Origin of the sequence: Vibrio lentus, assembly GCF_030409755.1 — a bacterium.
Taxonomy (GTDB): domain Bacteria; phylum Pseudomonadota; class Gammaproteobacteria; order Enterobacterales; family Vibrionaceae; genus Vibrio; species Vibrio lentus.
Genome location: NZ_JAUFQE010000002.1, coordinates 496,026 through 517,322, shown reverse-complemented (window position 1 = coordinate 517,322; position 21,297 = coordinate 496,026). Strand labels below are relative to the sequence as shown.

Annotated in this window: 19 protein-coding genes; 8 read left to right on the top strand and 11 right to left on the bottom strand. The window is 45.8% G+C overall.

Going from position 1 to position 21,297, the window contains the following annotated elements; translation table 11 throughout:
* The first annotated feature begins 106 nt into the window (after positions 1-106).
* Both QWZ07_RS10745 and QWZ07_RS10740 read left to right on the top strand, forming a co-directional pair.
* A complete protein-coding gene (locus QWZ07_RS10745) occupies positions 107-2,083 on the top strand; it encodes an alkyl sulfatase dimerization domain-containing protein (protein WP_102514325.1) in 1,977 nt (658 codons plus the stop codon).
* Positions 2,084-2,251: 168 nt separating this feature from the next.
* Entirely contained in the window at positions 2,252-2,743 is a 492-nt protein-coding gene (locus QWZ07_RS10740; protein WP_192852688.1) for a hypothetical protein, read from the top strand.
* A gap of 106 nt (positions 2,744-2,849) precedes the next feature.
* Here QWZ07_RS10740 and cyoE read toward each other — a convergent pair whose 3' ends face one another.
* From cyoE to QWZ07_RS10705, 7 genes are all read right to left on the bottom strand, one after another.
* On the bottom strand, positions 2,850-3,722 hold the full coding sequence (cyoE, locus tag QWZ07_RS10735) for a heme o synthase (RefSeq protein WP_225998396.1): 873 nt from the start codon (positions 3,720-3,722) through the stop codon (positions 2,850-2,852).
* Positions 3,723-3,730: 8 nt separating this feature from the next.
* On the bottom strand, positions 3,731-4,042 hold the full coding sequence (gene cyoD, locus QWZ07_RS10730; protein WP_010439794.1) for a cytochrome o ubiquinol oxidase subunit IV: 312 nt from the start codon (positions 4,040-4,042) through the stop codon (positions 3,731-3,733).
* A complete protein-coding gene (gene cyoC / locus QWZ07_RS10725) occupies positions 4,042-4,698 on the bottom strand; it encodes a cytochrome o ubiquinol oxidase subunit III (RefSeq protein WP_261891321.1) in 657 nt (218 codons plus the stop codon). The genes cyoD and cyoC overlap by 1 nt, the downstream gene beginning before the upstream one ends.
* Positions 4,649-6,724: a cytochrome o ubiquinol oxidase subunit I gene (gene cyoB / locus QWZ07_RS10720; protein WP_192852686.1), complete on the bottom strand. Its 2,076-nt coding sequence runs from the start codon at positions 6,722-6,724 to the stop codon at positions 4,649-4,651. The genes cyoC and cyoB overlap by 50 nt, the downstream gene beginning before the upstream one ends.
* 5 nt (positions 6,725-6,729) lie before the next feature.
* On the bottom strand, positions 6,730-7,626 hold the full coding sequence (cyoA, locus tag QWZ07_RS10715; protein ID WP_099166339.1) for a ubiquinol oxidase subunit II: 897 nt from the start codon (positions 7,624-7,626) through the stop codon (positions 6,730-6,732).
* Between the two features lie 743 nt (positions 7,627-8,369).
* On the bottom strand, positions 8,370-11,468 hold the full coding sequence (locus QWZ07_RS10710) for an efflux RND transporter permease subunit (protein ID WP_192852685.1): 3,099 nt from the start codon (positions 11,466-11,468) through the stop codon (positions 8,370-8,372).
* A gap of 8 nt (positions 11,469-11,476) precedes the next feature.
* Positions 11,477-12,592, bottom strand: coding sequence for an efflux RND transporter periplasmic adaptor subunit (locus tag QWZ07_RS10705; RefSeq protein ID WP_076671312.1), 1,116 nt, complete (start codon positions 12,590-12,592; stop codon positions 11,477-11,479).
* A gap of 200 nt (positions 12,593-12,792) precedes the next feature.
* On the opposite strand from QWZ07_RS10705, the gene QWZ07_RS10700 reads away from it, so the two are divergent.
* Positions 12,793-13,407, top strand: coding sequence for a TetR/AcrR family transcriptional regulator (locus QWZ07_RS10700; protein WP_017105296.1), 615 nt, complete (start codon positions 12,793-12,795; stop codon positions 13,405-13,407).
* A gap of 22 nt (positions 13,408-13,429) precedes the next feature.
* Here the strand turns inward: QWZ07_RS10700 and QWZ07_RS10695 are convergent, their stop codons facing one another.
* Positions 13,430-14,341 (bottom strand): LysR family transcriptional regulator, encoded by a 912-nt coding sequence (locus QWZ07_RS10695; RefSeq protein WP_192852684.1) that lies wholly within the window; start codon positions 14,339-14,341, stop codon positions 13,430-13,432.
* 156 nt (positions 14,342-14,497) lie between these two features.
* On the opposite strand from QWZ07_RS10695, the gene QWZ07_RS10690 reads away from it, so the two are divergent.
* The gene (locus QWZ07_RS10690) at positions 14,498-14,803 is read left to right on the top strand and encodes a monooxygenase (protein ID WP_004736312.1); all 306 of its coding nucleotides are present in this window, start codon (positions 14,498-14,500) and stop codon (positions 14,801-14,803) included.
* A 76-nt stretch (positions 14,804-14,879) separates the two neighbouring features.
* Positions 14,880-15,254, top strand: coding sequence for a hypothetical protein (locus QWZ07_RS10685; protein ID WP_192852683.1), 375 nt, complete (start codon positions 14,880-14,882; stop codon positions 15,252-15,254).
* A 112-nt stretch (positions 15,255-15,366) separates the two neighbouring features.
* Here QWZ07_RS10685 and QWZ07_RS10680 read toward each other — a convergent pair whose 3' ends face one another.
* Entirely contained in the window at positions 15,367-15,885 is a 519-nt protein-coding gene (locus QWZ07_RS10680) for a lipocalin family protein (RefSeq protein WP_192852682.1), read from the bottom strand.
* Between the two features lie 150 nt (positions 15,886-16,035).
* A complete protein-coding gene (locus QWZ07_RS10675; RefSeq protein WP_192852681.1) occupies positions 16,036-16,998 on the bottom strand; it encodes a helix-turn-helix transcriptional regulator in 963 nt (320 codons plus the stop codon).
* Positions 16,999-17,050: 52 nt separating this feature from the next.
* Here QWZ07_RS10675 and QWZ07_RS10670 point away from each other — a divergent pair, with 52 nt between their 5' ends.
* Positions 17,051-17,227 carry a hypothetical protein gene (locus QWZ07_RS10670; RefSeq protein WP_170961322.1) on the top strand — a complete coding sequence of 59 codons (177 nt, stop codon included), beginning with the start codon at positions 17,051-17,053 and terminating at the stop codon, positions 17,225-17,227.
* A 125-nt stretch (positions 17,228-17,352) separates the two neighbouring features.
* Positions 17,353-19,053 carry an amidohydrolase gene (locus tag QWZ07_RS10665; protein WP_192852680.1) on the top strand — a complete coding sequence of 567 codons (1,701 nt, stop codon included), beginning with the start codon at positions 17,353-17,355 and terminating at the stop codon, positions 19,051-19,053.
* A gap of 100 nt (positions 19,054-19,153) precedes the next feature.
* Here the strand turns inward: QWZ07_RS10665 and QWZ07_RS10660 are convergent, their stop codons facing one another.
* The gene (locus QWZ07_RS10660; RefSeq protein WP_192852679.1) at positions 19,154-20,359 is read right to left on the bottom strand and encodes an MFS transporter; all 1,206 of its coding nucleotides are present in this window, start codon (positions 20,357-20,359) and stop codon (positions 19,154-19,156) included.
* 152 nt (positions 20,360-20,511) lie between these two features.
* On the opposite strand from QWZ07_RS10660, the gene QWZ07_RS10655 reads away from it, so the two are divergent.
* Positions 20,512-21,279, top strand: coding sequence for an ABC transporter ATP-binding protein (locus QWZ07_RS10655; RefSeq protein WP_102315182.1), 768 nt, complete (start codon positions 20,512-20,514; stop codon positions 21,277-21,279).
* Positions 21,280-21,297 lie beyond the last annotated feature (18 nt).

The window sequence follows — 21,297 nt, the reverse complement described above, 5'->3', positions numbered from 1 at the left end:
AAAACGATAGATTGAAATCCTATTAGCGCGTAGATAGCGCCCCCTCTCCTGTCTATTATTTGGCTCAAGAAATCCAATTCCTGTATCCAAATATAAGGTCACTATCATGACTAACACATTCAAAAAAATGGCACTTCCAGTTGCAATCGCAAGTGCACTATTTGTTTCTGGCTTTGCATCAGCAACGCCTGTTGTTGAAGCTACATCAACGGTAGGCCAAGAGCTTCAAACCGCAAATGCAGCTCAATACCAAAACATCGATCTTGATGCGCGCTACAAAAGCGAGGTTCTATTCGAACACGAATCAAACATGTTCTGGGGCAAAGGCGAACGTATCCAAGTGCTTTCAAAAACGGGCGATTCACTGGCTTTCACAGAAGAGTCTGATCACGTACACCCAATCCTAACCAAGCACGGTCGTAAGATGGACCAAGCGATCATCAAAGTTGATGACAATGTTTACCTTGGTTACGGCTTCGGTCTAGACACTCCAGTCATGATCGAAGGTGACGATGGCATCATCATCGTTGATCCAGGCGAATCAGTACAAATGGCCGAATCGGTAAAAAACCAATTCCGCGCAATCACAGACAAACCAGTAAAAGCGATCATCTATTCGCACAACCACATTGACCACATTTCTGGTGTTCGTGCATGGGCAACAGATGAGCAAGTGGCTTCTGGTGAAGTGAAAATCATCGCTCAAGAAGATCTGACTCAAGCTGTAGCTAACTGGTCTTCAAACCTCGGTACACTGTTTGGTCACCGCACGTCTTACACAGGTGCAAAACACGTTGAAGAAGGCGAACACGGCACAGTAAACGATGGCCTTGGCCCTCGCTTCATGCAAGGTGATATCTCGTTCATTGAGCCTAATATGCTCGTTGAAAAAAATGGCACATTAGACATCACAATCTCTGGCGTTCACATGCAGATCGTAAACGTGCCATCTGAAACTAAAGATGAAATCGTTGTTTACCTTCCAGAACAAAAAATCCTGCACGCAGCAGAGGTTCTACAAGGCGAGAACTTCCCGAACCTACACACAATTCGCGGTACGAAATTCCGTGACCCAAGCATGTGGTTCAAGGGCATCGACGTTATGCGTCAATTCGATACAGAAATCATGATCAACTCGCATGGTCGTCCTGTTGAAGGCAAAGAAGCGGTAGCAGATGTACTAACGGCTTACCGTGATGCAATCCAATACACACACGACCAAACGATTCGTCACATGAACAAGGGTCTAACACCTGACGAACTTGTTGAAGTTGTTAAGCTACCTAAACACCTTGCCGACCACCCTTGGTTAGGTGAGCACTACGGTACTGTTGCACACGCTGTTCGCCAAATTTACGTAGGCTACAACGGTTTCTTCGAAGCCGACCCGTGGCAACTAGAGCCAATGGCTTACGAGCAACGTGCTAAAGCGTTCGTAGAAATCATGGGCGGTCGTGACAACATCATCGACACAGCGAAAGCCGCGATCAAAGCAGAAAACTACACATTCGCCGCAGAGATTCTTTCTTACCCAATCACGGTAAACAAAGACGACATGGAAGCTCGCGCACTGAAAGCACAAGCTTACAAAGCATGGTCTGCAGACCAAGTGAACATCAACTGGCGTAACTGGGCATTAAATGCCGCTGCTGAGCTAGAAGGTACTCGCGATTTCTCTAACATGATCAGCTTTGCTTCTGTAGACGTTCTAACAGCCCTACCAAGTAAGCAGATCTTCGACATGATGACGTCGACTCTAATTGCAGAGAGCACGTTAGATGTAAACATGGCGCTAACGTACAACTTCTCTGATACGAATGAGTCATTCACTATCGAAGTTCGTAACGGTATTGCACAGCTTCATGAAACAGCCGTAGAAGGCGCAGATGTTCAAATCAACACTTCTCGTCAAGTGCTGAACCAAATCCTGATGGCTGGCCCTAATGCTCAGCAAGTGATTGGTAAGAACATGCAGTCTGGTGAATTCAAGTTCTCGAATGGCGATATCAAGGGCTTCGGTCTCTTCATGAGCTACTTCGACAAGCCTCTTTCTCCTGAAGAACTGATGCTTATCGTTCGTTAATTGGATATACACCAATTAAAGGCCTGCTAAGGATGGCGAGCCGATAACTAAGGGACCCATAGTGGTCCCTTTATCGTTTATTTATTGGTACAGTTCGCAGCCTTCACTCAACGATCTAGGTCTATTGTTGAAGTAAGAAAACTGCCCTACTTCGTTTAAGGTTCACACATGCTAAAACGTTTTGTTCTATTGATTTCACTCAGTTCTTCTCTGGTATTCGCTTGCGGCTTACACCAAGAAACCGGGTTTAGTTTGGTGACCGAACCGGGCTCACTCGAAGTGTTTGGTAACATCATTAATGCTCGACAAGATGACGAGTTCGGAAACCTAGACAAACCGGATCATTTCAAGCTGTTTGCGATAAAATCAGCCCTCGCAAAGGCGCATCCGAGTAAGATCGAATTCAACTTATTTGAAGCAATTAAAGGCCACTACAGCCAAATCAGCATTGAAAAAGGCGTGAACGTTTCAGGAAGAGACACTTTGCCGACAGAGAACGATTTATTACTTATTACAGAGCTCGATGTGTTCGATGCATTGGCGAACGGAACGATCTCTTGGGATCAAGCGACACTGAATGGCTTAGTGGTAATCAATGGCCCTCAAGACAAACGAGAGCAACTTGAAGATTGGTTTAGTGATATTTTCGAGGGGCTGTAGTTCTCAGATGAACGACAGTGTAGATGACAAGATAAACAGACAATCAGATAAAAGGTCGTTGAACCCTCGGATTTAAAAACATTGAGGGTTCAACGACAAAACTAAATCAAAAAAGCGTAGGCAACGTAATCAGTTCCAGTCCAAGTACGCCGCTGATGCTCATCACCACCAGCAGAGAGACCTTGAATACGGTCTTTGACCACTGGATGTAGTTAAGACAATCAACCTTACGGAACGTCACTTTGGTCCACATAAAGCAAACGGCTGCCGACACGGCAAGGTATTCATAACCCGCTTCTCCGAGTAAAAATAACCCCAGAGCAACCGCGCCAAACGCCACCACATAAGCCTTCATGTGTTTGTGCGCTTTATCAACGCCCTCTTTCACCGGTAAAACAGGAATGCCTGCATCGCGATAATCTTGAATGCGGAACATCGCAATCGCATACGAGTGTGGCATTTGCCATAAGCAGAACATGATGAACAGCAAAACCGCTTCTAAGCTCAAGTAATTCGTCACACCAAGGTAGCCAACCAATGGCGGAACTGCGCCAGAGATACTGCCAACTAAGGTGCCGTAAACCGAATTACGCTTGTACCACATGGTGTAGAAAAAGACGTAAAACACATAGCCAAGCAACACCACAACCGCAGACATCGGATTAACAAATTGAAACAGCAACGCTGTGCCTGCCAACAACATAACTAACGCATAGGTAAATGCGACGTCTGTGTTGATATTGCCCTGAACCAATTCACGGTTCTGGGTACGTTTCATTTTCTGGTCGATATCTCGATCAAAGATGTTGTTCACCACGCAACCTGATGCAATCACAAGCCCTACACCCGCTAAAGTCGTCAGTAACAACATCGCACTGGCTGGTTCTGTTTTTGCGGCGAGGAAGAACCCCGCCGCAACAGAAATCAGGTTGCCGAAAATGATGCCCGGTTTGGTAATAGACAAATATTTTTTCAGCATACCTTGGCCTACAACTTCATGTTGACGTTCATGTTGTAGATGATCCATACCGAGCCAGCGATAAGAATCAATACAACAATGGCAGTAAACATCAATGACACCAAGTTCCAACGCCCATCGGAAGATTTCGCTTCCATATGCAAGAAGTACTTAAAGTGCACAAAGATTTGCACCAGCGCACAACCGAACAAGATCACGTAAGTTTCCGTGCTTGGTAGCGCATGTGACCACACAATGTAGAACGGAATAATGGTCAGAATTAGTGACGCAATAAAGCCTTTCACATAATCCGTTGCACCGCTGTCTAGATGCTGTTCCATTACATCACCCCCATTAAGTACACGATGGTAAATACGCAAATCCAAACGATATCAAGGAAATGCCAGAACAGACTTAAACACTGAAAACGCATCGACATATTGTCGTTCAAGCCTTTGGTTGAAAGCTGGTGATACGCCACCGCCATCCAAATCAGACCGAACGTTACGTGCAAACCGTGTGTGCCAACCAAGGTAAAGAACGCAGAAAGGAATGCGCTTTCTTGAGGGCCATAGCCTTCTGCAATCAAGTGATGGAACTCATACACTTCCATACAGATAAAGGCTAAACCCAATACGAAAGTGATTTTTATCCATCGCTTCAGTCCGGTAACGTCTTTGCGCTTCATTGCAATCATGCCAAAGCCAAAGGTGATACTACTGAACAACAGCATCATGGTTTCGACAAACACGAACGGCAGTTCAAAGATATCTTTGCCTGTCGGACCTGCGATAGATCCACTCTCAAGCACGGCATAAGTCGCGAAAAGCGTGGCAAACAGGACACAGTCACTCATCAAGTAAACCCAGAAGCCAAACAACTTATTGCCCGCAGCTTCGTGGTGATGATCATGCGAGTGTGCAAGATCATAAGTGTGTGACGGAGTATTAGCTTGCATACGTCGTCTCCAAATCATCTTTATTGTCGTTGTTATCACTGTCAGCACTGTTACCACGACCAGAATGGTCGCCTTTCGCTGACTGTTTCTTCGCTTCTTCAAGCTGTGCACGTCGAGCCGCTTCAATCGCTTTGATCTCTTCAACTTCCACGTAGTAGTCCACATCATCGTTGTAGCTGTGTTGAATACACGTCACCACGATGCCTACTAAGCTTGCAGCCGCTAGCCACCAGATGTACCAGATCATTGCGAAGCCAAATGCCAACGCCCATGCAGACACATAAATGCCTGTCGGTGTGTTCTTCGGCATGTGAATACGTTCGTATGCTTCTTCCTGAGTTGGGTCAAACTCACCACTTTGCTTTTGATACCAGAACGAATCGATCTCATCGCCCTTAGGCAGTTTTGCAAAGTTGTAGAACGGCGGTGGTGAAGACGTTGCCCATTCGAATGTACGTCCACCCCATGGGTCACCGGTTAAATCTCGGTTTTGGTCGCGGTCACGAACACTCACGTAAATCTGAACGAACTGACACACTACACCCATCGCAATTACGCCTGTACCTGCAGCCGCAACCGCCAGTAGAGGGAAGAATTCAGGGTTGATGTCTTGGCTCAAACGACGCGTCATGCCCATAAAGCCCAGAGCGTAAAGCGGCAAGAACGCCATCAAGAAACCGATGATCCAGCAGTAGAATGCGCGTTTGCCCCAAAGCTCGTTCAGAGTGAAACCAGTCGCTTTCGGGAACCAGTAACCAATCGCAGCAAAACAACCGAAGACAACACCACCGATGATCACGTTGTGGAAGTGAGCAATCAGGAATACCGAGTTATGCAGAATGAAATCCGCACCCGGAACCGCCATCAATACGCCCGTCATACCACCTACAGTAAAGGTGATTAGGAAACCGACCGTCCACATCATTGGTGTGGTAAAGCGGATACGACCTTTGTACATGGTGAATAGCCAGTTGAAGATCTTAACCCCGGTTGGGATAGAGATAATCATGGTAGCGATGCCGAAGAAGGCATTCACATTGGCGCCAGAACCCATGGTGAAGAAGTGATGCAGCCAAACCACAAACGCTAAAATCGTAATAGCCACCGTCGCCCATACCAGCGAGGTATAACCAAACAGTTTTTTGCGAGAGAAGGTTGCAGTCACTTCAGAGAACACACCGAAGATAGGCAAGATTAGGATGTACACCTCAGGGTGCCCCCATGCCCAAATCAGGTTCACATACATCATCACGTTGCCACCAAGGTCATTGGTGAAGAAGTGCGTACCGATGTATCTATCCAAAGTCAGCAACGCGATGGTGACCGTTAGGATTGGGAAAGAGATGATGATCAGGATGTTGGCACACAGAGATGCCCACGTGAATACTGGCATCTTCATCATTGGCATAGACGGAGTACGCATGCGCAAAATAGTCGCGAAGAAGTTCACACCCGTTAACGTGGTACCCACACCGGATATTTGCAGCGCCCATATCCAATAATCGACCCCGACTCCCGGACTTGCCTCAATACCGGAAAGCGGCGGATACGCCAACCAACCCGTACGACCAAACTCACCTAAGCCCAGCGACATGTTGGTTAGGATTATACCAACCACAAACAGCCAGAAGCTCAAGTTATTCAGATAAGGGAACGCAACATCACGAGCACCAATTTGTAGCGGTACAATGATGTTCATCAGGCCGATAACCAAAGGCATCGCGACGAAGAAAATCATGATCACGCCGTGAGCCGTGAAGATCTGGTCATAGTGATGTGGCGGTAAATAGCCTGTCTCACCCGCTGCAGAAAGCAATTGCTGACTACGCATCATGACGGCATCGGCAAAGCCACGAACTAACATCACCATCGCGACCGCAATGTACATGAAGCCCAGTTTTTTGTGGTCTACAGAAGTAAACCATTCATTCCAAAGGTATTGCCACTTACCGGCTTTTGTTACCGCATACACCACTAAACCACCCACTAAAGCGATCATGGTTAACGTGAACAAAATAATGGGTTCGTGGTAGGGAATTGAGTCTAGAGTTAATCTTCCAAACATGACGATTATCCTTGGGTTTCCGGCAAACAGTTCATTGAACCAGGGTGCTGGGTCACGACATCAGTGAATAAAAATGGTGGGATACTGGAGAACAGAGTCACAGGTTCAGCCACACTCGGTGCAGCCAAAGAACGGAATTGCTCCCAATCTTCAATACGGTCTGGGCTAGCTTTCACTTTTTCCACCCAGTTTAGAAACGCCACTTGATCAGGCATGGCTGATGCGGTGAATTTCATTTGAGAGAACCCTTTACCACTGTAGTTCGATGCAAAACCTTTGAAGTCACCTTCGTGGTTCGCGATCAAATTCAGCTTGGTCACCATTCCCGGCATCGCGTAGATCTGCGAGCCAAGACGCGGGATAAAGAACGCGTTCATGATGTTGTCTGAAGTTAGCTTAAACGTCACCGGTACATCTTTCGGGAACGCAACATAGTTAACCGTCGCAATGTTTTGCTCCGGATAGATGAACAGCCACTTCCAGTCCAGAGAGACCACTTCGATCACCATAGGCTTAACGTCACTCTCCAGAGGCTTGGAAGGCTCTAGTTCGTGTGTTGTTCGCCAAGTGATGGTGGCCAGAATCGCAATAATGATGATTGGAATCGTCCATACCACTATTTCAATCTTGGTTGAGTGCGCCCAGTCAGGTGCATACTCTTCTGTGGTGTTGCTTTCACGGTATCTATAAGCAAAGTAGATGGTCATCAGGATCACGGGGATGACGACAATCAGCATCAGCAACAGAGCAGTAATAATCAGCTCCTTTTCCTGAACGCCAACGCTACCTTTTGGGTCGAGCAATGCGGAGTTACATCCTTCGAGCATCAAGGCGGTTCCCACCAAACCAATCCTCGACAGATTTGCTCTCGATAAAATGCGTTTATATCTTGAAGCTTCCATTAACTTTCTCGATGGTTATCCAGCCTCAGAACGAACGCCCGAGTACTGGTTGTCATGGTCATTAGAATATTTATGTGTTGAGCATGTGAAACGACGCATCTCAAAGCGAAACGGAATTAGCCACTATCTTGAACAGTCGACAGTTGAACAGTTGAACTGCCAAGTTAAAACGACAGTGCTGCGTAGCCGAAACATTACCGCACGGTTAAAACCACACAAAAAATATGACTTAATTGTTACACTTTGAAATACATTGTTACATTTGGCGCATTATGAGGAGTTGAAATTGAAAGCTCACCAAACAAACTTGGAAACTAACCTTCCAGTTATGAAAGTAAGATGTGGGAAATTGATGCAATTCAGACGCACAACATGAACGTGCCACACGAGTCGAGCCATGTGCGGAAAAGGATTAAAGAGAAACGGGAGAGATCAAAGTAAACACACATTAGAAACAACAATGATTGATTACATTAGAAAGAGCGAATTAAGCAAAGTGTGATGACTGTCAAATTTATGAATTCACATAAGATTTTAAAGGTATTTAGAAAAGACATCACTTCAGACAGCAACCCATCAGGAATTCAAATAACACCCTGCTTTTTATGATAATCATGTCAGTTATACGCAGCAGAAAACGGGCAGAAATGGGGATAAAAAGCCGATTTCATGAGTATTTGGATGGGTTTTAAGTGGGTGTTACTCCCCTCAATAGAGAGGAGTAAGGGTCACCAAAGAAGAGATTATGCTGTTGGTTCGACGACGGTTTTGCGCTGATTTTTAGTCATCAAATGATAAACCACAGGCACAAAGTAGAACGAGATAAGAGTGGTTAATACTGTACCGCCGACAATCGCGACCGCAAATGGAGGCCAGAAACCGCCACCAGCAATAATCAACGGCATAAAGCCACCAACGGTTGTAATCGTGGTCGAGCTGATATGGCGAGTACACGACATCACTGCCTCAACGACCGCATCCACATTGCCTGATGAAGCTTGCTTATCGAGTTTCAATTCCGTCAGAATCACGATGGCAGCGTTAATCGCTAAGCCCGCAATCCCGAGCATGGCGATGATCACCGTAAAGCCGAACGGATAACCGAAGATCCATACCGACAACAGCCCTAGCCCACCAGCCAATCCTGCGACCATGAAGATGATACTACTCATTCGGAACGAGTTGAACGACATCACCACCACCAACACCATCAATACCACCACAACGGCGACATTCGAGATCAGGCTATTGACTGAATTGTCTCGTTCAGCGGATTCGCCACCAAAACCAATGGTGTAACCCGATGGCATCTCATAGCTTTCAAGTCGTTTCTGGAATTCATTAAGTACCGTTTGAGGCAAAACACCCGCTTCAATGTAACCCTCGATGGTATTCACACGCTGCCCGTTTCGACGAGTAATCGCACCACGACTAGTCGTCAATTCCAGCTCCGCCAGAGTCGACACATTGATGCCCGTTGAGTAGACCTCAGAGCTTATTGGCAAGCGAATATTACTTAAGTGAGCCAAGTTTTCACGCGCGTCATCCGCAACACGAACACGAATTGGCACCGATTCACTGCCCTCAATTACCGAGCCACTTTCGCGACCTGTCAGCGTGGTTTGCAGCATGCCAGCAAACTGGTTCAATGAAATACCGTTAAGTTTCGCGGTGTCTTCATCGACCTTCAACCACACCTTAGGTGTACCCGGTTGCAGTGTTTCCCTTGTGTGAGTCACATGAGGCACACCTGCCAAAATCAAGCGAACATCTTCACCAATTGCTTTTAACGTATCAAGATTTTCACCATACACACGCAGTTCAACGGGCGCGGTAAATGGAGGCCCTTGATTAAGCTTTCGTACCAAGATCTGCGCCTGTGGTACTTCTTTATCTAGCACCTTTTGAAGTTCAGGAATTAGCGCATTGGCTTGGTCAAAGTTCTCTGTTTTCACCATGGCTTGCGAGAAATAAGGCGCGTTATTTTGTCTCGCTTGTAGGTTGTAATAAAACGATGGGAAATTTGCGCCCACCAGCCAATCAATACGCTCTACTTCGGGGTAACGATGAATGATATCGTCGATTTTTTCAGAGGTATTCTTGGTCGCATAAATGCTCGCTTGCGGCGGCATGTACACCTGAATCTCAAACATGTCTCGATCTGATGGCGGGAAGAATTGCTCAGTCAGCTGAGACATACTCCAATAACCAGTAAACGGTACCAACAACACCAGAGCAATCGTGATGATTGGATGCGTCACACCAAAGCGGACAGAAGACGAGAACCAACGCGTCAACGCAGGAATTCTCAAGCCTGTCATGTACCAATGGTGCTGACCTTTCTTATCAACATCACTGAGTTGTTTCGGCAGTAACTTAGTCGCCAAGCCCGCAATTAGGGTATGTGAAATAATGTAAGAACCGATCAAAGAGAAAGAAACGGTAATCGCAATTCCCCCCACGAACTCACCCGATGCGCCAGGCATCAAAATAATCGGTGCAAAGGCTAGGACAGTGGTAAGTGTCGAGCCCAGTAACGGTACCCATAAATGCTTCAACGCATTCATGGTCGCTTCAGCTCGCTGTTGCCCTTTCAGGCGATAAGCTTGAATCGTATCGACCATCACTACCGCGTTATCCACCATGATCCCGAGCGCTACAATTAAGCCCGTCACCGACATCTGGTTAATCGGCACACCGGTCATTTTCATGATCGACAATGTAAGCAGTGACGTTAATGGCAGAGAAATCGCCACTAAGATCGCGGCGCGCACACCCAAGGTGACGAACAGCACAATCAAGATCAGACCAAAACCGATCATCAGGCTTTTACCCAAATCGTCCAAGCGTGTTTCGGTATAGCCTTGCTGATTGAAAAGTACGTTGACCTGAATATTGCTCGGCAGCTCTTGCTCAAATCGATTGATGAGCGCGTTGGCTCGCGACGTCCAGTTATCAACTCGCAGATCTGGGTGCATTCTTGCCGCGACAATCACACCCGGCTCACCATCAATAATGGCAATCTGGTCTTGTGGGGTTTTCTCACCACGTTTCACAGAAGCAATGTCTTCCATACGGATGATGTGACCATTGCTGTCGGTGGCTATCGGCACTTGTTTAATACGTTCAATGGAATCAAGCTCAGACTTAATCTCTAAGCCAAAGCGAGAATAAGCACTGACCAATTCACCGGCAGAGTTTTTCGCATCCGCCCCTTCAAGCGATTCTGCGATATTGGCGCTTGAACGACCAAGCGCGGCAGCATCAGCAGTGCGTAAACTGATTTGAATCTCTTCTTGCGGCATCCCGTATTCATCAACGAATTCAGTTCCCGACAAGGTTCGTAATCGCTTAGCGAGTTCTTTGGCATAACGCCCGAGTGTTAATCGGTCAGGCTCGCCTGCACCAGACCAAGTTAACGCCGTAATCGTAGTAAAAGCATAGGTATGGTCACTGTCGAGATCAGGAGAGTGAGAACCCGCAGGTAAAATGGATTCGATGTCAGACAGCTTGTCACGAGCTTGAGACCAAACTGGTTCAGGCTCGGTAATCACATCATTGAGTTCCAAAGTAACAATCGACACACCCGGCCTTGACGTCGAGCTGACGAGTTTAACCTCACTTAACTCGCGTAGTTTGTTCTCAATAACCTCGGTGACCAAGGTTTCAACACGCTCAGCACTGGCGCCGGGGAAACTGGTTGTGATGTTCGCGTAGCGGTTGATGATTACCGGATCTTCTGCACGCGGCAGAGTCATGAACGCAGAAATACCACTCACCATGAGCAGTGCGGTCATTAAAATAAGCAATCGAGTGTTAGAAATAGTCTCTATGATTTTCATACTATTTCCTATTCAGCAGTAACGCTGGCTGGCTTCACGGTTTGGCCGGGAACCAAACGATGTAAACCACTGGATATCACCTGCTCGCCTTCGCTGATTGCACCGCTCACGTAGGCTTGTTGGTTGTTGGCAAACAACACCTGCACGCTTCGACGTTCAACCTTATTATCTTCACCAATAACGAAGATATTCCACACACCACGCAAACCATCGATCAAACCCGTGAGTGGAACCCAGTAACCTTGGTCATCGATTTGCTCATCAAACTTAAGGTACGCAAGTTGCCCTTCTAAAACAGAAGCTTGCTCAGGAAACAGGTAACGTAGGCCAACACTGCGAGATTGAGTATCCACCATCGCCCCCGGATTAAGCAGGCTCACAGCGAAATCGTCTCGCCCGACACGAATACTTGGCGAAGAAAGCGAAGTCACTTTTTGCATTTGATGGGCAGGAATACCAATGAACGCTTCTTTGCCTTCAGAGGCAAGCAGTGTCAGGGTTGGATTACCCACATTTACAACATCACCTAAAGAGACAAAACGTGTTGCGATGGTGCCAGAATAAGGCGCAAGCACTGTCGATTTCACTAGTTTCAATTGATTGCCTTTTACTGAGGCATCAATGCGCAGCAAGTTCGCCTGCAATACGCGTTGTTCACTAGTAAGAGAATCAATCTCAGCCTCGGCACTGAAGCCCTTTGCTTTCAGTGAACGTTGACGCTTCAAGTTTGCCGCCACAAGGCTCAGTTGTGCTTTGACTTCTTCAGCCTGTGCTTTCAGTTGGCTAGACTCTGTTTCCAATAACTGAGTATCCAATCGGATCAACGGCTGACCTTCGGTTACTGTGTCACCGACATCCACTAGAATCTCGTTTACTTTACCCGCCAATTCAAAACCAAGATTCGCCTGTTGCCCTGCTTTTACCACACCAACATATTCACGCTGTACCGCATAAGAGGAAGATTGCGCCAAGGCCATCGTTTCCACGGTTAAAATGGTTTGGACGCTCGAAGCCGTTTCAGCGGTTGAATCAACCGACTCTTGGGCTTGTTCCTTTTCGCCACATCCAACAAGAAAAGCCGATAGAGATAACGCCACCGCACTTCCCTTCATCAATTTATACATACTCACTGTTCCTATGCGGTACTCAATCCTATTCTTTTTTTAGACTAACCAAACCAAACTAGACTGTCTAGTTTGATTATGTTAAAAATAAGTTTCATCGTTAATGATTGATAAAACCATCACAAAAAGCATAATGCTTAGCGCAGAACGAAATGCATTGAACTGAGCAACACCAAGTACCAAGCAACGAGAAACAGCACGTGACTAAAATCATCAAGAGTGAACAGAAGAGATCGCAGATCTTAACCGCAGCAAGCCAACTTTTCTCTGATCATGGCTTCAAGATCAATATGGATCAGATAGCGAAAGCAGCGAACGTTTCTAAGCAAACGGTCTACTCCCACTTTAAAAACAAAGACGAACTTTTCGAAACCTGCATGCAAACCAAGTGTGCGGAACGCGAACTCAGCCCTTCAGCGTTTGATATGAATGCCACTTTGGAAGAGGAATTGGTGAAGTTTGGTGTGAAGTTTCAAGATTTGTTACTTGATGAGCAGTCTAGGCAGACCTTTCAAAATGCGGTGAGCCAATCCAACACACATCCAGAAATTGCTTCTATTTATTTAGAAACAGGGCCACAGAAGACCACTAAGTTACTCGCTGATTATTTGCAGTCGAAAATAGATTCGGGTGACTTAACGCTTTCAACATCAAGTTCACCGATCATTGCTGCACGACAATTGTTGCTGATGTTTCATGGTAAGTCGGCTTATTGGGCATTCTTCGGACACGACAGCGGCGAGTCTGATAATGAAAGACTGAATTACACGCGTGAGTGTGTTGCACTATTCTTAAACGGCAACCAACCTCGCTAGTTTGAGCCCAACTGAATGAGGGTTAGTTGGCAGGAGCAGCTGACTCTAGCAGTAATTCGTAGAACCGTTTTGCAGCAGGGCCTGTCTTTGCCCCTTTTGGCAAAGTGAGATGAAGCGGGACTTGGTATCCACTGCCATTTTCCACATTCAACACCGTGAGCTTGTCACTTCCTCGACTTTCAACAATGTGCTTGGGTAGTCGACAATACCCGACTCCCTGCTCTACCGCGCCAAACGCATGATCGAAATTATCGACCGTAATACGCTGACTCGACTTCAACCAACCCACATCCTTTTTCTCAGTTAGCTTTTTACTGCCTTGACTAGCTTGAGCACCTAAGTCTCGCACCACAATTTGTGGCAGCGACGACAACTGGTTTAGCGATATAGATGACACGTTAGCTAAAGAGTGCGAACTTGCGACAACGGGCTCCATCATCGTAAAGCCAAAGGCTTCTGCTGAGTAATTAGTAATAGGCAAGTTGATGATAGCCACATCGGCCAGTTCTTGAGTCACCATTTCCGTCGTCTTAGACAATGATGTTTCAATCACTTGTATTGATGTGGTGTTGTTCTCCGCCAAAAATGCAGCCATCGGTTGATAAAGACGCTCAAGACAACACAAGTGATCAACCGCAATCACAATTTCAGACTCAACACCTTTCGCCAGTTGTTCACTGATCAACTCTAGCTCGCGAGCTTGTTCCAGCATGCTACTCGCCCGGCGCAGCAGTGACTTTCCGTCTTCCGACAGCACTGCCCGACGACCTTCAACCTGCACTAAAGTCACGCCTAATTGATCCTCCAACTTTCTCAGCGCATAGATCAGCGTGGTGTGGCTCTTGTTCAATTGCAGTGCCGCTGCCTGAATACTGCCTGCGCGGTCAATCTCGTAAAGGGTTTGCCATTGGTCTAGGGTGGTCTTTAATCTCATCGGTCTAAAATCCTGACAGTTATTAACTATATTATGAACTTTTCTGTCTGTTTTTTACAGGTAATATCTATTTCAACAGGCAATCAAGCCTCCTATGTTTTGCGAAATGACCATGAGTCTTAGCGCAATACCAAGTAACTGTTTGGAGAAATAACCATGAAATTATTACAAGTCGATTTTGAATTTAGCGGCCCATTTGGTGAAGAGATGTCGAACGCGCTCGTTGACCTAGCAAAATCTATTAACAACGAACCGGGTATGATCTGGAAAATCTGGACAGAAAACGAAGCTGAAAAACTGGGCGGTGGTGTCTACCTTTTTGAAGACCAACTCAGTGCAGAGACTTACCTAGCGATGCATAGCGCTCGCCTTAAACAGATGGGTGTCGACGAAGTACGTGGCGTGATTTTTGACGTGAACCAGCCTTTAACTACCATTAACAAAGGCCCAATCAACGGCTAGTTAATTCGCTGAATGAAAACAAAGCGATTGGAATGAATAAAGAATTAGCGACAGGCACGAGATAGAGAGATAACAAATGAACAATAAAACGTTTTTAAGCCTACACGGCATCATTTACGCAGGGTTTGCCTTGGCGTTGTTTTTCCTACCAACGGTCATGTGGCCTATGTACGGTGTGGAAATTAATGATAAGTACGCTTATTTTCTCTCTCAGCACACCAGTATCTTCCTTGGTGGCATTGCCGCGATAAGCTGGTTATTAAGAGACATTGAGCCCGGAGTCAGTGCTAAAAAACTCATCCAAGGTTTGGGTGTGACCAATATGCTGGGTGCCATCATCACCTTGTATGCCGCGTTTACAGGCATTTTTGTTGGTTTTGGTTGGAGTGACCCTGCGTTCTTCCTATCACTATCGGTGCTCAGTGTGTTGCAGGTTCGTCGACAAGGCTAGTTCATACAAAATACAAAATACAAAACCAAACCAAACCAATAAAAAAGGAACAGATGCACTCATCATCTGTTCCTTTTTCTCAATCAACTGTCGTTAACCTCGCACGCTCAGCTTATTTGCTGTGCTCAACGTAAATCAATTCCTCAGTATTGAAGCCACGTTCTTTAGACATAGCTTTGAACTTCTCCATCACTTCTGGCGCAACCTCTGGTGTTCTTGAAAGTAACCACAAGTAGTCAGTATCTGGGCCCGAAACAAACGCGTATTGGTAGTTCTCTTTGTCCAACTCAAACACCACATAAGCTCCATAGAAGGGGCCAAAGAAAGACACTTTCAAATAGCCTTGTTCGCTGCCTTCCACAAAATACGCTTTGCCTTCCGCTTCGTTCCATTCGCCATCTTCGTCCGAATAGCCGCGGTTAATCACCTTCACACCGCCATCATCACGAAGGCTGTACTCAGCACTGATGTTATCTAAGCCACGTTCAAACGAGTGATCCAAACGAGCCACTTCGTACCATTTCCCTAAGTATCTATCCAACTCGAACTGTTGAACGGGCTTTACTGTTTCAGGCATGCCCACACAACCACCCAATAGAATCACACTAAGCAGCAATAATATTTTTTTCATCCTAACCCCGGCTTGTTTTTATTAGTAATGCGAGTAAGCCTTGTGAAAACATAAACTTACATCCTTGGTAATACGTTAAATCCATTTTTAAAGTTCACCTAACTGTAATTTATTCAGAATCTTATGTGAATTGTTTAGTATGTGAATGAATTAATGACGTTTCATTGCTATTCGATATTGAGTCGGAGTCACCTGCTTATACGATTTAAACTGACGATTAAAGTTGGCTTGGTTGTCGTATCCCACTTTCTCCAAAATCAGATTCACTGGCAACGAAGTATTAATCAATAAATCACACGCCACATTGAGCCTAATTTTCTTTAGCCTTTGACTAAAACTCTCGTTGTAGTGTTTTTGAAATAAGCGCCTAACGCTACTCTCACTAATGTAGAGATGCGTGGCTAAGTCATTAACCGAGATGTCGTGATTAAAATTGTTCACCAAGAAAGCTTCAACCTTGTCCAACTTATCGCTGACTTCATCTTCATCATCCGAGTTGAAGACAGGGTTAATCAACTGCACTACCTCTTGATCCTCAAGCAAAAGTGCAAACAAAGAGAACAATGTAAGCAGTTGTTGATGTGGCGACTGGTTCATCACCTTATTCAACAATTCCGTCGCTTTCTCTGCAGCCGCTGGTGAAAACTGAAGCCCTTTCTTTGATTCTTCTAGCAATGCACGTAACGGTTCGAGCTCTCGACAGCACGCTATCAATTGCTCTATCCAATCTTTGCGAAACCAAACTACGTGCGTTTCACATATTCGCGAGTCATCAGTGCTCTCGTCCGAATAGATGGCATGAGGTAAATCAGGCCCAACCAAGATCATGTGGTTGTGAAACACATCGCTTTGGTGATGCCCAATAAAGCTATGCCCAGTAAAGTGACGATGAATCGCTATTTCGTACTCTTCATGTCGGTGCCAACCATAGCTTTTACCGTTCTCGACGATTTTCTTATAGCGCCATGATGTGCCAATTCGTTGTGGCACTTTTTCCAAGTAACCTTTCATTGCGATGCTCAGTGACGTTTTAATATTGAAAGTATACACATCAAACCATTCAGATGAGCACATTGACTGAAAAGTATTGAACATTGCGCTAACGATACTCATCCGGTTGTCACCGCTAAATATACTTCAGGTGAACTTAATCAGGAGAGCAACTATGGACACTTTATTATTAAAAATCCGCGATATGATTCTTGCCACTCGTCAGCAGTGGATAGGCGAGATCACCTACAACCACAACATTAAAGGTGATCAAACTTGGAAACTCTATGGCTATAACTCGTATGACGAATACAAAAAAGATCTGCGTGAAAGCCTAAAACAAGAGTCGTGATTGAAGATTTGTTCAAGACACAATTTATTGATTAGTCGCGGCTTTTATTTGTCATTCATGTAGAGTTTCACACTGGCCACTCGCTTTCTATACTTACTAAACAGTGGAACATGGAATAAATAACAATGAACAATAAGCTCACTTTGCCACGCACTGCATGGATTGCATTATTCGCTAGCCTAGTCACTGTGCCATCGGCTTTTTCTCAAAGCCTAACCGCAGACCAGATCTTTACCAATGCCGACATATATGGGCATCGCGAGTCAGACTCGATCGTTACCCATAACGGCAAGATCATCTTCATCGGTGACCACGCTCAGGCGCAATCTTTTCAAGGCCAGAGTACCGATGTCATCGACTTGGAGAATGCCTTTGTTTTGCCGGGGTTTATTGATAATCATAACCATGTGTTTGAAGCCGCCTCTGAGCTGGGTGGCAATTGTGAACTGGATTCTGAAGCCACATTAGAAGAGCAAATCCCTTACTTAGAAGCGTGTAAAATCAATGCCGAAACCAATGGTCGAGGCTGGCTGATGGGTTATGGCTTTTCTTTGGAATCGACACTCGACAGCGACTCTGAATACACACCACTTGAGATTATCGACAGCATCTTCCCTGATCGCCCCGTGGTGCTTATGGAGCAAACCTCTCACTCGATGTGGGTCAACTCGAAAGCCTTAAAAATAGCCAGAATCAGCCAACAATCTCCTGACCCACAAGGTGGCGCTTATTTAAAAGACCAAGACAGCGGCAAGCTCAATGGCATCTTATTAGATAACGCTGGCGACCAAATTATGGAGATGGCGTGGAACAGCCAAAGCGAGCTCTTTGAACAAAGCTACCAAGGGTTAATGTTCGGTCTTGAAGAAGCCGCTGCGCACGGCATTACCACCATCGGTGACGGCCGGATGTATTGGAAACGAGGTTGGTACGACGTTTGGCTAGAAGCGGAGCAAAACCAAGATCTGACGGCTCGCGTGTCATTACGCCCTTGGGTTTACCCATCAATGGCGATACCCTCTCAATTAGAAGTCTTCGAGAAGATGTATTCAGATGATAAAAGCCGTCTGTTGCTCGTCGATCAGGTAAAAATGTACAGCGATGGCATCTTCATTAATGGCACAGCAAAAACACTCGCGCCCTATTTAGATACCTATCTGCCACAGTCTCCCAATGGCCTAAACTACATTCCACCAGCACAGATGAAAGAGTGGCTAACCGCGCTCGATAAAATCGGTTTTAGCGCTCATATACATGCGATTGGTGATGGTGCCGTTCGTGAATCACTAGATGCGATAGAAAGCGTGCGTAAACAAGGTTCACAAAAGCCTTATACCCTCACTCACGTAGAGTTAATCAATGATGAAGACGTTCCCCGCTTCAAGCAACTCAATGTCTCGGCGGATTTCCAAGTCGGTTCCGATTACGTAGCCAAGCATCAACACCAATGGGCTGAAGCCTTCCTTGGTGCTCGCCGTGCCAAAGCCATGATGAATCTAGACGCGATACTTAAGACTGATGCCAATATCACCTTGAGCAGTGACTGGAACGTACACGACATCAACCCTCTAGTTGGAATCGCAAATAGCTTAATCATGGGCAAAACAGGCCTAACTGATATCTACACAGCTATCGACGCTTACACGCTCAATGCAGCCAAAAGTCTTGGAATAGAGGACGTAACAGGTTCTATTGAGGTTGGAAAATCAGCGGACTTCGCGATTCTCGACCGAGACATCACTACAGTATCGGCAAGGCAAATAGCCAAGACTCAGGTGTTGATGACAGTGTTAAGAGGGGATGTGGTTTTCGAAGATATGGGTTAGCAAACCAATGTTCGACACAAAGCCGTTTGCTACTCGTTAATTTGCTATCCGTTAGCTCACTTCCAATTGGATCGCTAAAAAGTATCAGGGAAATACAAGGTTAAGCTTGCTCGGCGAGCTTGGTATTTCCCTTTATTTTTACAACATAAGTCGTCGCAAAAATCAGCACAGAAAACAGCCCACATAAGCAAATAGGATATTGAGGGTTCAAGGTTGAAGTAAACGCAAGTAATGAAGCAACGCCATAGCCTAGAGTATGAGACATGGCGATATACCCTGCGGCAGCACCCGGTGCGCCACTTTGCTTTTCAGTGGCAAACAACGTGTAAGCAGGAACAAGCAGCGCTGCGCCAATCGCCGTCACTACCATCGCCACCCCAAACGCCCACATACTAGGAATCAAGAACATCACAAAGCCGACAACCAAAGCATAAGCGCCACAACGGTACATAAAAATCGGCGTCAGTTTGTCCTTTTTGATAACCAAGAGTTGAGTAGCGAAAGTAAACGCGGCGCCGATAGTTAACAGAATGCCAATCGCGTCACTTAATTGATCAGTTGCCCAATGGGTGATCGAATAAATCAATGGAGAGAAACTGTATTGCAACAACGCGACTGCCGCACACAGCAACAATCCACTCGATAAAAAAGGCAATAGTGCCCTACTCGGCAGCCAAGGCGATGGAATCTTGCTACTCGCTTGTTCTGTATTCATTTCTGGTGCTGGCAATAACATCGCTGCGATTAACGCCAAACATGGTAATAAAACCATGATAATCAGAGGCGCATAAGGTGAAAACTTTAACGCAAGAATGGATAGAATCGGGCCAATCAATCGACCAGCACTTAAGCCAATACTCACCGAAGTAATAGCCTGTAAACGGTTTCTCTCACCACACAACAATATCGCCCAATGTTGACTCGCGGGCACCATTCCAGACACCGTACAACCATAAATAATTCGCGCCACCACTAGCCCGCTTAAACAAAACACTAGCGCCTTTTCTTGGTCACTGTTCATCGCAAAAAAACACAAAAAAGCAAAGCTGACAGCCATGCCTACCAATGCCTGAATGACGACTTTTTTCGGACCATGTTTATCGCTCTGTCTTCCCCAAAAAGGCGCAGACGGCAAAAATAATATGCTTCCTATTGCGATAAGAATCGACCACGTAGGCAAGCTGAATGCAGACTGTTCCACAAGAAAAGGCAGAGAAACGAGTAAGCCGTTTTGCCCAATTCCCATTAGGGCGGCAGCAAGACCAATGGTCATTAAGTGGAATTTTTTATTTTGGATGACAGACATAATATCGAAGGCGCTAGAAAAAGTTGGAATGCTGAATAATGGGAAATATCATAAATAATGATAAATTGATTGATTTGGAGAATCATTATCATTTGAGTTTCATTATGTTACATTAGCGGCTAGTAGCCTATAACTCAACTCTATATTGCATTATGTACAAACTTACCAATGCCTCGTTCGAAATCGACGGTAAGACGATTCTTTCCCCTACCAACTTAACGTTTGAACCTAAAAAGATCACCACTTTGTTGGGTCATAATGGATGTGGGAAATCGACACTGATTAAACTGTTGAGTAGACAAAACACCCCCTCTGAAGGCGACGTTTTCTTCGACCAGCAGTTGCTTTCATCGTATAGCAATCTCGAATTTGCACACCAAGTTGCTTACCTTCCTCAACATCCCCCGATTACTGATGGTGTGACAGTTCGTGAACTGGTTTGCTTTGGTCGTTATCCGTGGAAAGGCGCATTTGGACGGTACAGCCGTAACGACTACGCCATAGTAGACGAAGCGATTGAGAAAGTTGGTTTGAACGCCTTTTCAGATCGATTTGTTGCCACATTGTCTGGTGGTGAAAGACAAAGAGCTTGGGTCGCGATGCTGCTCGCTCAACAAAGCCAATGCATTTTGCTTGATGAGCCAACCTCTGCACTCGATGTCGCACATCAACATGAATTGCTTGCCTTGATCAGGGAACTCAACCAGACGTTAGGGTTAACCGTTATTATGGTCCTGCATGATGTCAACATGGCTGCCAAATTCAGTGACCATTTGATTGCGCTTCATTCCGGAAAAGTCATCGCTTCAGGCCCACCGAAAGAGTTGATGACGCCTGAGACGCTGATGCAGATCTACGGCATGGAACTGGCGCTCTTTAAACACCCTGAAACAGGGCAACCTATTAGTTACATCCCTTAAATACAAAAGGAATCGGTT

What these genes read in the sequence shown, in the direction of transcription:
- cyoE (WP_225998396.1), bottom strand. Translation starts at nt 3,722, where the DNA reads ATGCTGAAAAAATATTTGTCTATTACCAAACCGGGCATCATTTTCGGC.
- QWZ07_RS10705 (WP_076671312.1), bottom strand. Translation starts at nt 12,592, where the DNA reads ATGTATAAATTGATGAAGGGAAGTGCGGTGGCGTTATCTCTATCGGCT.
- QWZ07_RS10740 (WP_192852688.1), top strand. Translation starts at nt 2,252, where the DNA reads ATGCTAAAACGTTTTGTTCTATTGATTTCACTCAGTTCTTCTCTGGTA.
- QWZ07_RS10660 (WP_192852679.1), bottom strand. Translation starts at nt 20,359, where the DNA reads ATGTCTGTCATCCAAAATAAAAAATTCCACTTAATGACCATTGGTCTT.
- cyoD (WP_010439794.1), bottom strand. Translation starts at nt 4,042, where the DNA reads ATGGAACAGCATCTAGACAGCGGTGCAACGGATTATGTGAAAGGCTTT.
- QWZ07_RS10665 (WP_192852680.1), top strand. Translation starts at nt 17,353, where the DNA reads ATGAACAATAAGCTCACTTTGCCACGCACTGCATGGATTGCATTATTC.
- QWZ07_RS10675 (WP_192852681.1), bottom strand. Translation starts at nt 16,998, where the DNA reads ATGAGTATCGTTAGCGCAATGTTCAATACTTTTCAGTCAATGTGCTCA.
- cyoB (WP_192852686.1), bottom strand. Translation starts at nt 6,724, where the DNA reads ATGTTTGGAAGATTAACTCTAGACTCAATTCCCTACCACGAACCCATT.
- QWZ07_RS10655 (WP_102315182.1), top strand. Translation starts at nt 20,512, where the DNA reads ATGTACAAACTTACCAATGCCTCGTTCGAAATCGACGGTAAGACGATT.
- QWZ07_RS10710 (WP_192852685.1), bottom strand. Translation starts at nt 11,468, where the DNA reads ATGAAAATCATAGAGACTATTTCTAACACTCGATTGCTTATTTTAATG.
- QWZ07_RS10685 (WP_192852683.1), top strand. Translation starts at nt 14,880, where the DNA reads ATGAACAATAAAACGTTTTTAAGCCTACACGGCATCATTTACGCAGGG.
- QWZ07_RS10745 (WP_102514325.1), top strand. Translation starts at nt 107, where the DNA reads ATGACTAACACATTCAAAAAAATGGCACTTCCAGTTGCAATCGCAAGT.
- cyoA (WP_099166339.1), bottom strand. Translation starts at nt 7,626, where the DNA reads ATGGAAGCTTCAAGATATAAACGCATTTTATCGAGAGCAAATCTGTCG.
- QWZ07_RS10680 (WP_192852682.1), bottom strand. Translation starts at nt 15,885, where the DNA reads ATGAAAAAAATATTATTGCTGCTTAGTGTGATTCTATTGGGTGGTTGT.
- QWZ07_RS10695 (WP_192852684.1), bottom strand. Translation starts at nt 14,341, where the DNA reads ATGAGATTAAAGACCACCCTAGACCAATGGCAAACCCTTTACGAGATT.
- QWZ07_RS10670 (WP_170961322.1), top strand. Translation starts at nt 17,051, where the DNA reads ATGGACACTTTATTATTAAAAATCCGCGATATGATTCTTGCCACTCGT.
- QWZ07_RS10690 (WP_004736312.1), top strand. Translation starts at nt 14,498, where the DNA reads ATGAAATTATTACAAGTCGATTTTGAATTTAGCGGCCCATTTGGTGAA.